General features: G+C 50.9%; 11 protein-coding genes and 1 tRNA gene. 8 read left to right on the top strand and 4 right to left on the bottom strand.

Annotation, left to right across the window (positions count from 1 at the left end; all coding sequences use genetic code 11):
* The 7 genes from pheT (at position 1) to gcvPB (ending at position 11447) form a co-directional block, all read left to right on the top strand.
* Complete coding sequence (gene pheT / locus ACI77B_RS03310) at positions 1-2424, top strand: phenylalanine--tRNA ligase subunit beta (protein WP_409337360.1); 2424 nt, start codon at positions 1-3, stop codon at positions 2422-2424.
* A 437-nt stretch (positions 2425-2861) separates the two neighbouring features.
* Positions 2862-4193 carry a sodium:proton antiporter gene (locus tag ACI77B_RS03305; RefSeq protein WP_409337359.1) on the top strand — a complete coding sequence of 444 codons (1332 nt, stop codon included), beginning with the start codon at positions 2862-2864 and terminating at the stop codon, positions 4191-4193.
* Between the two features lie 15 nt (positions 4194-4208).
* Positions 4209-5327 (top strand): AAA family ATPase, encoded by a 1119-nt coding sequence (locus ACI77B_RS03300; protein WP_409337358.1) that lies wholly within the window; start codon positions 4209-4211, stop codon positions 5325-5327.
* A 1665-nt stretch (positions 5328-6992) separates the two neighbouring features.
* Positions 6993-8081, top strand: a complete 1089-nt coding sequence (gene gcvT, locus ACI77B_RS03295; protein ID WP_409337357.1) for a glycine cleavage system aminomethyltransferase GcvT — start codon at positions 6993-6995, stop codon at positions 8079-8081.
* A 212-nt stretch (positions 8082-8293) separates the two neighbouring features.
* Positions 8294-8677: a glycine cleavage system protein GcvH gene (gene gcvH, locus ACI77B_RS03290; RefSeq protein WP_409337356.1), complete on the top strand. Its 384-nt coding sequence runs from the start codon at positions 8294-8296 to the stop codon at positions 8675-8677.
* Positions 8678-8691: 14 nt separating this feature from the next.
* Positions 8692-10014 carry an aminomethyl-transferring glycine dehydrogenase subunit GcvPA gene (gene gcvPA, locus ACI77B_RS03285; RefSeq protein WP_409337355.1) on the top strand — a complete coding sequence of 441 codons (1323 nt, stop codon included), beginning with the start codon at positions 8692-8694 and terminating at the stop codon, positions 10012-10014.
* A complete protein-coding gene (gene gcvPB, locus ACI77B_RS03280; protein WP_409337354.1) occupies positions 10011-11447 on the top strand; it encodes an aminomethyl-transferring glycine dehydrogenase subunit GcvPB in 1437 nt (478 codons plus the stop codon). Before gcvPA ends, gcvPB begins: the two co-directional genes overlap by 4 nt.
* 216 nt (positions 11448-11663) lie before the next feature.
* Here gcvPB and ACI77B_RS03275 read toward each other — a convergent pair whose 3' ends face one another.
* Positions 11664-12473: a YwaF family protein gene (locus ACI77B_RS03275; protein WP_409337353.1), complete on the bottom strand. Its 810-nt coding sequence runs from the start codon at positions 12471-12473 to the stop codon at positions 11664-11666.
* Between the two features lie 117 nt (positions 12474-12590).
* On the opposite strand from ACI77B_RS03275, the gene ACI77B_RS03270 reads away from it, so the two are divergent.
* Positions 12591-12666: transfer RNA gene (locus ACI77B_RS03270), tRNA-Arg, on the top strand.
* A gap of 193 nt (positions 12667-12859) precedes the next feature.
* Here ACI77B_RS03270 and ACI77B_RS03265 read toward each other — a convergent pair.
* The 3 genes from ACI77B_RS03265 to ACI77B_RS03255 are packed head-to-tail and all read right to left on the bottom strand — an operon-like array spanning position 12860 to position 15104.
* On the bottom strand, positions 12860-13054 hold the full coding sequence (locus ACI77B_RS03265; RefSeq protein ID WP_409337352.1) for a hypothetical protein: 195 nt from the start codon (positions 13052-13054) through the stop codon (positions 12860-12862).
* A 31-nt stretch (positions 13055-13085) separates the two neighbouring features.
* Positions 13086-14171 (bottom strand): tyrosine-type recombinase/integrase, encoded by a 1086-nt coding sequence (locus ACI77B_RS03260; RefSeq protein ID WP_409337351.1) that lies wholly within the window; start codon positions 14169-14171, stop codon positions 13086-13088.
* A gap of 3 nt (positions 14172-14174) precedes the next feature.
* Positions 14175-15104 carry a helix-turn-helix domain-containing protein gene (locus ACI77B_RS03255; RefSeq protein ID WP_409337350.1) on the bottom strand — a complete coding sequence of 310 codons (930 nt, stop codon included), beginning with the start codon at positions 15102-15104 and terminating at the stop codon, positions 14175-14177.
* Positions 15105-15182: the final 78 nt, after the last annotated feature.

Here is a 15182-nt window from a genome sequence, read left to right as displayed (position 1 = left end):
ATGTACGTTTCATTAAACTGGGTTAAAAAATACGTGGATCTGCCGAAGGATCTGTCCGTCGACCAGCTGATCTACGACTTGACGATGCGTACGGTAGAAGTCGAGGGATATGAAAATCCTGCCGATAAATACCACGACATCATCGTCGGAAAAATTCTGGAAGTAAAGCCGCATCCAAACGCGGACAAACTTCGCATCTGCATCACGGATATCGGTGAAGAGGAACCGGTGCAGATCGTCTGCGGAGGCTCTAACCTGTACGACGGCGAACACGTTGTCGTCTGCCGTCCGGGCGCAGAAGTCATCTGGCACGGCGAGGGCGAGCCGGTTGTCATTAAAGAGGGAAAACTCCGCGGAGAGTATTCCTACGGCATGATCTGCAACGCTTCTGAAGTTTATCTGGCAGACATCTTCCCGCCGGAAAGCGATGAGACCATCGTCGACCTGCAGGGCGAAGGAACTCCGGGACAGAACATCGCCGATCTGGTCGGCATGAATGATATCGTCATCGAGATCGATAACAAGTCACTGACCAACCGTCCTGACCTCTGGGGCCACTACGGAATCGCAAGAGAACTTGCGGCAATCTATAAGGTTGATCTGAAGCCGCTGCCGGACAACACAGATGCAATCAAGGGACTTCCTGAGTTCCCGATCGAGATTCAGGCTCCGGACAAGTGCCCGCGCTACTCCGCTCTGGAAATCAAGAACGTTGACGCGCAGAAGGAATCTCCGATCTGGATGAAGACCGCGCTGATGAAAGCCGGCCTGCGTTCCATCAACGCCATCGTTGACATTACAAACTACGTCATGCTCGATGTCGGCCAGCCGACACACGCCTTCGACCGCACACATGTTACGGAAAAGATCATCGTCAGAAACGCTGCGCCTGGTGAGAAGCTCGAACTTCTGGACCACAATCAGCTGGACCTGACCACTTATGATCTGGTCATCTGCGACGCTGAGGAGCCGATGGCCCTTGCAGGAATCCGCGGCGGCAGAAAAGACTCCATCCTCCCGGATACCACAAGCGTGCTCCTGGAAGTTGCCGACTTCACCGCACAGGCCATCAGAAAGACCGGAAAGCGTTTTGATGAGAAGACAGACGCCTCCATCCGCTATGAGAAGGGCCTGGACACACAGCGTGTTGATCAGGGCCTCGCAGAGGCAATGGCTCTGTTCAAGCAGCTCTTCCCGGATGCTGAATTCACCGCTTTCGGAGAGAATTATCCGGAAAAGACCGAACGTGCCGAGGTAAAGATTACCAAAGATTTCATGGACACCCGTCTCGGAAAAGAGTTCAGTGAAGAGGATGTCAAGGACACTCTTGGCCGTCTGGGCTTTGACGTTGACTTTGACGGAACAACTTATACCTGCCTGGCTCCGACATGGAGATCCACCGGCGACATCGCCATCAAGGACGATATCCTGGATGAAATGGCAAGACTCCACAGCTTTGAGAGCTTCTCCGCGAAGCCGCTGCCGGTCAACTTCGAACACGCTGTAAACCAGCCGAAGGAGAGTATTGACCGCCACGTCCGCGAGTATCTCGCGTTCCGCTGCGGATTCTATGAAGTATTCACCTATCCGTGGGTAGACGAGCATTACATGAAGGCTGCCGGCGTCAATCTGGACAGCACCATCCGCCTGGCTACACCGCCGTCACCGGATCAGGCCAACCTGCGTCCGTCTCTGGTTCCGGGTATGCTGCAGACCGCCGTATCCAACCTGCGCTACTTCGATTCTTTCCGCGTATTCGAATCTGCGGAAGTATTCCAGCAGGGTGTTTACCACGAGTCTTCAGAAGATGAGACTCTGCCGCTGCAGAAGCACTATGTCACCGGAATGATCGTCGGAAACGACCCGAAGACACAGTTCTTCCAGGCAAAGGGCGTCATCGAAAATCTGGCGCGCACTTGCCAGGTTGAGCCTTTGTCCTGGAAACAGGTTGAGCGTCCGGCATGGGCAGACGATAATGTCTGGCTGAACATTATGGCCGGAAAGGAAATGATCGGAACGCTGGCACTGGTCCGCGTATCCGCCCTGGCCGAAGCGGGCATCAAGCACGCGCAGATCGCGCTCTTCGAGTTCGATGAGGACATGCTGACCCCGTACAAGTCCAGAGACAACGAGTTCGAGCACCTGCCGGTATTCCCGCTGGTTGAGAAGGACCTGTCCATCATCGTGGACGAGGCCGTCACCTGGCAGGAAATAGAGAAGGCGATTGAAAAGCACACCAGAGAGGTGAAGTTCGTCGAGGAGTACCGCGGAAGCCAGATTCCGGAGGGAAAGAAGTCGATCATGCTGACCGTAAAAATCGGTTCCGACAAGGGCACAATGAAGGCAAAGCAGATCGACAAGCAGATGAACAAGATCGTAAAGACCCTGGAAAACAGAGTCGGCGCACAGCTGCGTGACGCATAGTCTGAAGCCGGACGATTCCGGGATACGATCGCATAACTGAATGAATCAGACAGGCTGCGGGGAAAACGAAAAATGTCATTTCCCTGCAGCTTTTTTACTGTCCTTTCGTCAGACGGCAGCCGGGTTTTCCGGGCAGCCGGCCGACGCTTCCGCGCAGGGGCGCAGCGATGTGGAAAACAGCGACCCTGAACCTTATCCCTTCTGCACATTTCCTATTAATACAGAAGGTATAGGCAATATACATTATTTTCATTATTGCCAATTTTTATTGTAAAAATTGTGCATACACACACATACACAGCTGTTTTCATAGTATACTGGAAATAAATAAGACGTGCACGATTGTTTTTTGTGTTTTTTGTGCATTTTACTGTCATAAAAATATACTATTAATGGAATAGAATAAATTTTCACTTAAATCATTGGAGGACTTCTAAATGCAAGAACCGTTATGGACCTGCATTCCTTTCGTTGGAATGCTGCTTTGCATTGCGCTCTTCCCGATACTCGCTCCATCAGTGTGGGAGAAGCGCATGCCTGTTATCACAGGATTCTGGGCAATCCTGGCCGTTGTTTTATTATCCGCAAAATACGGAATATTCGCTGGCATCCAGACTGCCGCAGATGGTATCGTAAATGATTATCTGACCTTTATCGTTCTTCTGTTCGGCCTGTTCTGCGTAGCCGGAAATATCCGCTTTGAAGGCGATCTCGCGGGCTCGCCGCGCGTTAACGTTCTTCTGCTTCTGATCGGAACGCTGCTGTCCAGTTTTATCGGCACAACCGGATCCAGCATGCTGATGATCCGTCCGGTCATCCAGATGAACTCCTGGCGCTCCCGCCGGCATCATATCATGATCTTCTTCATCTTCCTGATTTCCAACATCGGAGGATGTCTCACTCCGGTCGGCGACCCGCCGCTTCTGATGGGATTCATGCAGGGCGTTCCGTTCACGTGGAGTTTCCGCCTCTTCCCGATCATGATGACGAATACCATCATTCTTCTGTTCATTTTCTATCATATTGATAAAAGAGCGTACAGAAAGGACATCGAAGAGGGTTTCCGTCCGGACCTGAGCAAGCCGGACACAACCTTAGAGGTTGAGGGGGCACATAACGTTCTCTTCCTTGGTATGATTATTTTTGCCGTACTGCTCAGCGGAATCCTTTCCGGCACCCCTGCCTTCAAGGGAAAGGGCATTCCGATTGTGAAGGGCCTGATGTTCCCGTTCAGCAGCGTGATTGAAGTCCTGATTATCCTGCTGGCCGCCTGGCTCTCCTTCAAAACCACACCGGTCGGCGTCCGCAAGCGCAACCACTTCACCTGGGGCGCCATTCAGGAAGTCGCCATTATGTTCATCGGCATCTTCATCACCATGCAGCCGGCCCTGATCGTGCTGAAGCACCTGGGCCCGCAGATGGACATCGACAAGCCGTATCAGATGTTCCTGCTGACCGGACTTCTGTCCAGCTTCCTGGATAACACACCGACCTACATGGTCTTCCTGACCACTGCCGGCTCCCTGCAGTTCGTCCACGGCATCACCACCCTGCTCGGAACCGTGCCGGAAACCATGCTTGCAGCGATCTCCTGCGGAGCCGTATTCATGGGCGCCAACACCTACATCGGCAACGCCCCGAACTTCATGGTCAAGTCCATGTCCGATGAAAACGGTATCCGCATGCCGTCCTTCTTCGGCTACATGAAGTGGTCCTGCGGCATCCTGCTTCCGGTATTCCTGCTTGATATTCTGCTGTTTTTCCGTTAAGAGAGGAGGCTGTTCATGAGTGACGACAAAAAGAAAACCACGCAAGGAGCTGCCCCTGTGGATAAGCAGAAAACCGGCAGCACGGAAAATTCCAATCCGGAAAACAAGAAAACGGTTGATGCCAGAACCCTGGCGGAACACCTGTATGACCTCGACAAACTGGTCTACGAGCTGAGCGGATCCTCCCTGGGACGCGTATTCACCAACGACCGGGATCGTAATGTTACGATCATTGAAAAAGCAATGGTCAGAGGGCACGAGCACATCATCCGCAGCGAACTGGCGCTGATCGGAAACATGGCCCGGACCATCCAGGATAAAGACGACCATTTCAAGGCTCTCAGCGCCTATAACGAGGTGTTTAACGAGTTCAGCGCACTGGCTGCGGAGCCCGGATCCCTCATCGCATCCGACCGTGATGTCGATATGAACGAACTGAACCTGAACAACCGCTTCACCCGGGACAACCGGCTGATTATCTGCATCAACCACAGTTACGGCTGCGCCGCCAATAATATCGGACTGGGCATCGCCGATGCCCTGCACATCAACTACTACGATGCAGAAATCTTCATGCGCCTGATTCAGAGAACAACAGACGCCAAAGGAAAAGTTAAACTGACCAGAGCGGAAACGGACATCGTCAACGCGCAGATGGGCGCCGGAAATCCGGGACTTTCCTATCAGAAGCAGAAACTCACCCTGAAGGAACACTTCGCCCGCTTCAACCGCTACCATGGACTCTCCGCCCGCGACGCCTATTTCTTTACCGAGTCCGAGCTCCTGCTTCAGATGGCAAAAGAAAAGGACTTCGTCGTCATGGGCCGCTGCGCTGACTGCGTCATGCACAGCAACAACATCCCGCACGTCAGCATCTTCCTGACCGCGCCGGAAGAACGCCGCATCAGAAGAATCGTGGAAGTCAACGGCGTAAACGAGCGCACCGCCCGCCGCCAGATGCACCAGGTCGACAAACAGCGCGCCGACTACTATGAATTCTTCACCAACCACAGATGGGACGACGCCGCCAACTACGACATCACCCTGAACACCTCCATGTTCGGCGTCCGCGGCTCCATCGACTTCATCCTCCAGATCCTCAACGACGCAGGACTGGGCGGGAAGAGAGAATAGGGAGACCTAGTCTTGCGACTGACAAGCTGCAGACAGCAGCGCAGGCAGAGCAATGACAGGTCCCCCGTCAGGCCTGCCGCAGAGAGCAAGCCGAAAGCGCAGCTCGATGCGTTGCAGGCTACGGCGTTACAAACTAGTCTTGCGACTGACAAGCTGCAGGCAGCAGCGCAGGCAGAGCAATGACAGGTCCCCCGTCAGGCCTGCCTCAGAGAGCAAGCGAAAGCGCAGCTCGATGCGTTGCAGGCTACGGCGTTACAAACTATCCCTGCGACTGACAAGCTGCGACAGCAGCGCAGGCAGAGCAATGACAGGTCCCCCGTCAGGCCTGCCGCAGAGAGCAAGCCGAAAGCGCAGCTCGATGCGTTGCAGGCTGCGGCGTTACAAACTAGTCTTGCGACTGACAAGCTGCAGGCAGCAGCGCAGGCAGCAACGTAAAAAAGGAACACAGCGGGAGGAAAGACCGGCCTTTCTCCATCTGTGTTCCTTCTTTTTAATAAATCCGGACCGGTCCCGGTGTCCAGCGCACAATTTAAATGTGCGCATTCTAGTATTATGGTGACAAAGGGCAGTCTCCTTTAGATGGACAATTTTCCGCCCATCCGAAAACGGACTTCAATTCTAATTTTCTCTGCCCTGCCCGTTTTGTGATATCTGCGTGAAGATTTTCCGGCTGGTTCGTCGAAACGCTCTTTTTTTGTAAAAGCGCAGAACCGGATACATATGCAATGTAACATATATCACGAAAAACTCTAAGATTTTCATTAATGACTCCTCAATTGCAGCTGCTCCTATGTCGCAGAAATGCATTTCTATATACAAATCTTCAGCCTGATAAAATAATGCTGCAAATGCATCTGAGTCTCTCGCCGTTTCATCTGTTTCTCGGCCACTATTGTCTGACACCTTAAACAGAATAAAAGCACTGGTCTGCGCTTTTTTTATTAATCACGATTTAAACGACCCAAAAAATTACAATCACATATACAATGGAAATGCATGAGCTGCTTTGAATATATATGCAGCCAGTGTCACTTTACTCTGAAGACGTTTCGATCTCAATAAGGCACTCGCGGATTCTGAACTGCTCATCTGCATTTTTCCTATGAAAAACGCAATTATATCTGCAAAGTTCATATGAAAAAATGCAAATAAAACTGCAAAACTTATATGAACTTTGCAGACCAGCGCATTAAAGTGGTAAAGCCACCTGTCTTCTACACCTCATCGCCCCATTCTGAATGCCGGCCCGACTGCAGATTATGATTACGGGTATAGTATCAGAAGGATTTCCCTCCCGAATTCGTTCCGTCATGCTGCACTCCCCCCCACGCTGATCGTTAATCCGCCGCGTCATCGGTGCCCTGCACCTTCCATTCCATTTAATAGCTATGAAATTTATTTACCATCCATTGAATTTCTCTATACAAGCAGATGCGAAAGCAACAATTTTCCCTTTCCCTCTGCCTTCAGCACCCAAAAGAATTTTTTTCCTCTGTTTTCTGGCCTCCCGCTTTCCTGATTTTCCTTCGTTCATTTGACATAATTTTAACACATTTCTCTTTCCTATAATTTATCCTATTTCACAAATATTGAATTGAACCCTTGTGTCCGGCGTGCTATTATCTAATTATCATATGTAAAATATGAGTATGGAGGTGAACAAGAATGGAGAAAAAAACACCACTTTATGACACGCATGTGGAATGCGGCGGAAAGATGGTCCCATTCGGAGGCTATAGTCTTCCGGTTCAGTACGGAACAGGAATCAAAAAGGAGCATATGGCCGTCCGGACGAAGTGCGGTCTTTTTGACGTTTCTCACATGGGCGAGATTACGGTCAAGGGACCAGATTCACTGAAATTTCTGAATAATCTGCTGACCAATGATTATTCCGGCATGTCTGACGGGCAGGCCCGCTACAGCCCGATGTGCAACGAGCACGGCGGCACAGTCGACGACCTGATTGTATATAAACTCTCTGATGATGACTATCTGATGGTCGTCAACGCCGCGAACCGCGAAAAAGACTATCAGTGGGTCTGTGATCACAAGCAGGGAGATGTCCAGCTCGCCGATGTATCTGACGATTACGGCCAGCTCGCTCTGCAGGGCCCGCTCGCAGAAGCGATTCTGTCTAAAGTCACAGACCAGAAGTACATCCCGCAGGAATACTATACCGCCGTTCTCGACGGACAGATTCAGGGCATTCCCTGCATCATTTCCCGCACCGGATACACCGGAGAAGACGGTTTTGAAATCTACATGCCATCCGACAAGGCCGTGGAAATCTGGAAGATCCTTCTGGATGCCGGAAAGGATGACGGCCTGATTCCATGCGGTCTGGGCGCGCGCGATACCCTCAGAATGGAAGCCGCCATGCCGCTTTACGGCCACGAGATGAACGACGACATTTCCCCGAAAACGGCCGGCCTCGGTTTTGCCGTAAAGATGGATAAGGACGAATTCATCGGCAAGGACGCCATCGAAGCTTCTCTCCCGCTGAAGCAGAGGCGCGCAGGCATCAAGGTCACCGGCAGAGGCATTGTCCGCGAGGACTGCAGCATCTACCGCGACGGCGAGAAGATCGGCGTCACAACCTCCGGAACATTCCTGCCGTACCTGAATGGCTCTTATGCCCTGGCCATCGTCGAATCCGCGAAGCGCGAGATCGGCGCGCCGGTTGAAGTGGAAGTCCGCGGACGCCGTATTGCCGCAGAAATGGTCAAACTTCCATTCTATAAACGTTCTAAATAGACGACAAAACACACCCGGCAAGAGCTCATCTCTTCCGGGCCACAGGGGGCTGCTCCAAATCATTACTGACCAGCCGGGCATAAGTCCCTGCTGTGCCGGCAGTGACAAGGCAGATCCATGCAGCCGCGGATCAGACAGGCAGGCTGTCCCCTTGCCCGTGTAATTTTTGTCCCCTGCCAGGACAGTTGAAAGTAAATAAAAGGAGAAGAACAATGAACAATCCACAGGAACTGAAATATTCGAAATCCCACGAATGGGTACGCATCGACGGAGACGCCGCATACATCGGCATCACCGACCACGCGCAGGAAAGCCTGGGCGACCTGGTATTCGTCAATCTGCCGGAAGTTGACGATGAGATCACTGCCGGCGACCCATTCGGCGATGTTGAATCCGTAAAGGCCGTTTCCGACCTGCTCGCGCCGGTTGACGGTGTTGTTGCAGAGATCAATGAAGAGCTCCTGGATGCGCCGGAAAAGATCAATGAGGAGCCTTATGAGGCCTGGATGATCAAGATCACAGAGATCGGAGACACGGACGACCTTCTGGACGCGGATGAATACGAGCGTTTCGTAGAAGAAGAGGAAGATGAGTAAGAGGTGAACCATATATGGGCACATTTATTCCAAACACGAAAAAAGAGCAGCAGGACATGCTGCACGAAATCGGCTGTAAGGACTGGGACGACTTGTTTAAGGACATTCCGCCTGAAGCCAGGGTTAAGGGCGGCCTGAATCTTCCGCCTGGAAAATCGGAAGCGGAAGTTTCCCGGATCATGGAGAAAACGGCAGACAAAAATGTAGTCTTTCATTCCATTTTCCGCGGTGCCGGCGCCTATAACCACTACGTTCCTGCATCGGTAAACGCGATTGCCGGAAAGGAGGAATTCCTCACCGCTTACACGCCGTATCAGGCAGAAATCAGCCAGGGAATCCTGCAGTCCATTTTTGAGTACCAGACCATGATCTGCGAACTCACCGGCATGGACGTTTCCAACGCATCCCTCTACGATGGCGCTTCTGCAGCGGCGGAAGCCTGCGCCATGACCCGCGACCGGAAGCGTTCCGTAATCTATGTATCCGAAACCGTTGACCCGCGCATTCTGCAGGTCATCCGGACCTATTCCTTCGGACGTGATATGGAAGTGAAAACCGTCCCTGCGTCAGACGGCGCAACGGATACAGCCGCGCTGAAAGAAATGCTGGACGCAGATCCGGCCTCTGCATGCTTCCTGATGCAGTACCCGAACTACTATGGCATCATCGAGGACGCGGACGCAATTGCGGAAATCGTTCACGCTTCCAAGACACAGCTGATCATGAGCGTCAATCCGATTGCTCTGGGCATTTTGAAGACGCCGGGAGAAATCGGCGCGGATATCGTCTGCGGAGAAGGCCAGCCGCTGGGGCTGGGCCTGGCTTACGGCGGCCCGTACCTGGGAATTCTGGCTGCGACAAAGAAAAACATGCGCAAGATGGTTGGCCGGTATGTTGGTGAAACGACGGACTCTCAGGGAAAACGCGGCTATGTTCTGACCCTGCAGGCCAGAGAGCAGCACATCCGGAGAGAAAAAGCCAGCAGCAACGTCTGCTCCAACGAGGCGCTCTGCGCACTAAAGGCTTCCATCTACCTGGCAGCAGTCGGCCCTGCCGGACTGAAGAAAGCCGCAGAACTCTGCACGTCCAAGGCACATTACCTGGCAGCGGGGCTGTCTGCAGCAGGAATGCCTCTGGTCTATAAAAATCAGCCATACTTCCACGAATTTGTGACGGAATGCAGCGACCCATCCGCCCTGCTTTCTACTCTCCAGGATAAGGGAATCCTGGGAGGTCTTCAGCTTTCTGACCATGAAATTCTCTGGTGCACAACAGAGCTGAACAGCCGGGAAGACATGGACACGGTCATTGAAACCGCAAAGGAGGTGCTCGCATGAAACTGATTTTTGAACGAAGCGTTCCGGGCAGAGGTCAGGATATTTTTCCTGACTGCGATGTCGAGGTGAAGCTTCCGGACGTCCCGATGCGCGCATCTGCGCCGCGGCTTCCGGAAATCTCAGAAAACGAGATGGACCGCCACTACACCGCCCTCGCAAAAGAGGCGCGCGGCGTCAACGACGGCTTCTATCCGCTCGGTTCCTGCACGATGAAATACAATCCGTATATCAATGAAGTCGCCGCTGCGCAGAAGGGATTCACAGAGATCCATCCACTGCAGCCTGCAGACACCGTTGAAGGATGCACGGAAGTCATTGATACACTGGAGAAATACCTCTGCGAGATCACTGGCATGGACCACATCACCTTCCAGCCGGCTGCGGGCGCACAGGGTGAATTCACCGGACTCCTGACCATTAAGGCATATTTACAGGACAAAGGCGAAACAGCAAGAGATGAGATCATCATCCCGGATTCCGCACACGGAACCAACCCGGCAAGTGCTGCAATGGCCGGATTCAAGGTCGTGGAAATCAAATCCAATGATCAGGGCATGATCGACCTGGACGACCTGAAATCCAAGCTCAGCGATAAAACCGCCGGACTGATGCTGACCAACCCGAACACCGTCGGCATCTTCGATGACAATATTATGGAAATCACCCGCCTCGTCCATGAGACAGGCGGACTCTGCTACTACGACGGCGCCAACCTGAACGCCGTAATCGGTATCGTCCGTCCGGGAGATATCGGATTCGATATCATCCACCTGAACCTGCATAAAACCTTCTCCACCCCGCATGGCGGCGGCGGTCCGGGCAGCGGTCCGGTGGGATGCAAGGAATTCCTCGCCGACTTCCTTCCGGGAAGCCGCGTAAAGGGCAGCGGAAAAGACGCCCATTACAAACGCGCTTCCAAGAGCATCGGCAATCTAACCGGATTCCACGGAAACTTCCTGATTATGGTCAGAGCCCTCGCCTATCTGCTGGTCAACGGCGGAGACGGCATTCCAGAACTCGCACACAACGCCGTTCTGAATGCCAACTACATGAAGGAAAAACTGAAGGATATCTATCCGATGGCTTACGACCGCATCTGTATGCATGAGTTCGTTATGAGCCTGGAGAAATTCCAGAAAGAAGACAGCGTTTCCGCTCTGGATGTCGCCAAAGCACTCCTTGACTTCGGCATCCATCCGCCTACAATGTACTTCCCGCTAATCGTAGACGAAGCTCTTATGGTCGAGCCTACAGAGACCGAGACCAGAGAAACCCTGGATAACGCCATCGCCGCCTTCCGCACGATCTACGAAGAGATCATCAAAGCACCGAAGACCGTTACGGCATCGCCTCAGACCACGCCGATCAAGCGCCTAGACGAAGTCGGAGCCGCAAGACATCCGGTACTGCGGTATAATTTTGATCAGAAATAAATATTGAGATGAAAAGAACTGACGCAGCTGGCTTTCCGCCACGCGCCAGTTCTTTCTTTATTTTTATATACAAACCAGCAGACTCCGGTTAATGAAATATTTTGTAAATGAAGCAGAGTCCGGTTCTGCGTTTATATGTTTTTAGCGGATGAGATGCAGTGCCGGCAGATCAGGCAGAGTATCCCCTTGCACAGGTGGGTTTTGCCTAACTGAAGATTATAAATGGCTGCCGTGCAGGAGACTGCAACTGTGTCCGCCGACGTGGCTGCGCACAATACGGAGGAATTCGATCAAAAGGTAAATCGCAAGGAGTATTGCAAACACGAGAATTGCAAAACCGACCAGGTAGCCGGGATTTCCCATCTTGTCTGCGAGCCAGACCAGCGGACTGCCCTTAGACGGCCAATTCAGGAACATGTAATTGCAGTCGTATTTCTTATCGAACCACATGACCGGCGGAACGACGGCGCAGAGGAAAACCACGGCATACCAGATGTGTTTAATGGAAATTACCATGCGTCCGTCTTTCTGCATGACCGACATGGAAGTGTAAATCACTGGGAAAACTAGCAGCATGGTGTGCCAGGAATAGCTGTGAATGCTGAAAATGCTCCAGAGCATGTAGGAATGATTCCAGTTCGGGAAGAGCAGTGCCGCAATCGCGCCCGGCGCAATCAGTGTGCACGCGACTTCCCCGAAAAACCGCTGCACCGCCGGACGGTGCACATAGGCCGCAAAAATAAATACCAGGACACCCAGACTGCAGAGCTGAAGCGGAAGATAGCCGATCATGTCCGCGCCTTGAATATCCAGCAGATAATCCTTGAAAATTTCCATTCCGATCATTCCCAGCGGGATGATCTTCAGCACAATCCACCGGCTTCGTTCACTGACATGCCTGCTCCAGAAATAGGCCAGCAGCACCACCGCCGAAATAATCGAAAGCATAAACAGATGCGGCCGGCTGAAATACGCATATCCCGTGCCTGCAGGCAGATAATCCCTGTACTTCCAGAAATTGCTCATCCGATAGCTCCTTCACCGCCAAAAATTAATTCACATACCAAATATCATTATACCACTCAGAACCATTCTTCCATTGAAAACCCCATCAATCAATGATAGAATAGTCGTTGTTGATGCGCACCAGTAGCTCAGGGGATAGAGCGTCGGTTTCCTAAACCGTGCGTCGGAGGTTCGATTCCTCTCTGGTGCACCATAGAAATAAAGCCCGAAAACATTGGAAAATCAATGCTTTCAGGCTTTTTCTTTACCCTCTTAAGTTTGTAACATTCGTTACAAAATAGCGATTTTTAGTGAAAAAAATGGGTCTTAGGTGGGACACCCTGTGGGACACCCTGTGACACCCGGAACCAATTCTGTACAGATTCAGATACATGAAGAGGCGTTCCCTATGCTTCATGCTTCCGCCCTTTCCTATAGCCAATCATAAAACCGGCTCTGAGTGCATTAGATACAAGTTCAAAATTATTATTGCTCATACTCAGAATCTGTTGATAGTCGCTGAGATAGAACGCTCCTTCCGTGTTATTCGTCTTTCCGAATGTGTTCTTGTACTGGTCAATTGATCTTTTAATGTTACGCATGATAAAAGCTCCTTTCATTTCATCTTCAGGTTTATTCTTTCTCTGTCCCTGTGGCCTTCTCAGAAGTTTCCTCTGGTCCACAGCCCGGGATCTGTGCAGCAATTTTAGAGATATCATCGTTCTGTAAGTTCGTATAGATATTAGCAGTCAGCTTTATATCAGAGTGGCCCATAAGCCGCTGAGCAATCCTGATATCTACCCCATTACGTGCCAGCTCAGTACAGTATTCATGCCTGAGACAGTATGGGACAATATCCGCCGCGAGAGGATAAGGCGGGATCAGCTCATTTCTATACACTCTGCAGCCCATCGCAATATTGATCTGTCTGCAGTAAGAGTGCCAGATCCGCCGCCGCGCGCTCACGTCAATCTTATTTCCATCGCGGGTACATGCAATGTACTCAAAAGGTTTAGTATCAGAGATCAGCTCCCAGAGTTCCGCTGGAACAGGTACGGTTCTATCAGCATTGGCTGTTTTTGTTCCGCGTATATGCAGCAGATTCACGCCGTTATGCTGTAACAGGTCGCGGCCCTGACACTCTGCGGCCTCTGAAGGCCGGCAGCCGCACAAAAGCATGAGTAAATAGAGATAATAGCGCCTGTCAGTTTTCCCCACCTGAAGGAAGTATTTCCGCTCTGCAGCCGTTAACGCGCGCCTGTGCTCTCTCTTTTTAGCGGCTGGCTTAGCCAGATCCTGAGTAGGATCAGCAGAAATCAGATGATTAGAGTAAGCATGACTGAAGAGGAACTTCAGAGTGTTGTATACTTCATTGATCTGTGTTGGAGATTTGCCGGCCTGAAGGTTTAGCACTCTCTGACAATGCAGCGGCCTGATCTTTTTCAGCGATAAATCACCGATTTCATTCAGAATTGTGCTCTTCATCCTCTGAACGTATTTCTTCCGCGTAACAGGATTCTGGCGGGTTTTATAGGTATTCACGCATTCTTCCGCCCATACGTTCAGCCGCATATCACCGGAAACAACCTTCCGCCCATGCTTCAGCTCTTCAATCTTTTTCGCTTTCTTCTCTCCCAGCTCTAGCTTAGAATCCGCTCTGACTTTATAGCGCTTTCCTTCATAAGTGAAGGTGAGAGTGTACTTGTACTTTTTCGGCATTCTTTATTCTCCTTTCTGTGCCTTCCCTGAGAGATAAGCCCTGATAATATCATTAAACTTTTCAGTAATAGAAAAGCGTTCTGATGGTTCCAGTGCCTTCCGGATTGCGTGAAGATGAGAGCAAATACAGGTAGTGTTATAGATAAGAGTTATTTCATCTGCAACAGAATCTGATACAGATGGAAGCCGCAAGCGCGCAACAGCTTCAGCAATCCCATACGATTTAAGATAATCGATTACATCAGGAATGTTTTTCTTAAGTAAATCATATTCGCCTGATTTCCTAATGGTGTTGCACCTCTTCAATATCTGCTGGCGTAATGCTTCATCATTTCCAACAAGATCACAGAGCCGCTTAGCTATAGCTTCCCCTTCAAGATAAATTCTGTTCCCGGCTTCACGTTCAGGATCAAAAGGACGGATATTATCATTAACAATCGTTTTGATCTGTTCCGGAAGCATCCAGAAGAGTGTTTCATCATTTTTCTGACCGCGTTTACTTATGTTGTCTACGGATTTAGCAACATCAAACAGCCCATGAGATAAGGCATAATCAATGAAATTATGCGCCCCATGATATGGGCCGGCATTAACAGAGCCTTTAAGCCATTCAATAGAATCCTCTGATAAGCCAGTTTCTGCAGCTATATCTGTTATTTCTTTCGTTCTCTCCTTCAGTTTTCCCAGCAGATAATCAACATCTACATCAAGAGCATCACAGGCGGCTAGCAGAATGTTAGTATCACGCGGGAGCGCGTGCCCCTGTTCCCAATTCTTCACTGTTTTAGCTGTTACCTGTATTTCCGGGTGCTTATCCAGAAACTTTTCTACAGAAGAGTATTTCCGCCTTCTGCATTCCTGAAAGCGCTTTCCGAATTGTTTTGTGTCCAGATTTCCATATTTCATAGGATCATATACCATTTCAATTTCCATAACGCCTTTTATTTACTTCCTGATTTTACGTTTCTAATGGAATTTTATTTTCCCTTTCTAGAATCTATAATAGACCTG

It is taken from the genome of Eubacterium sp. F2 (genome assembly GCF_046244355.1).
Classification (GTDB): Bacteria; Bacillota; Clostridia; order Peptostreptococcales; family Anaerovoracaceae; genus Aminicella.
This window is presented reverse-complemented; position numbering and strand designations above follow the sequence as displayed.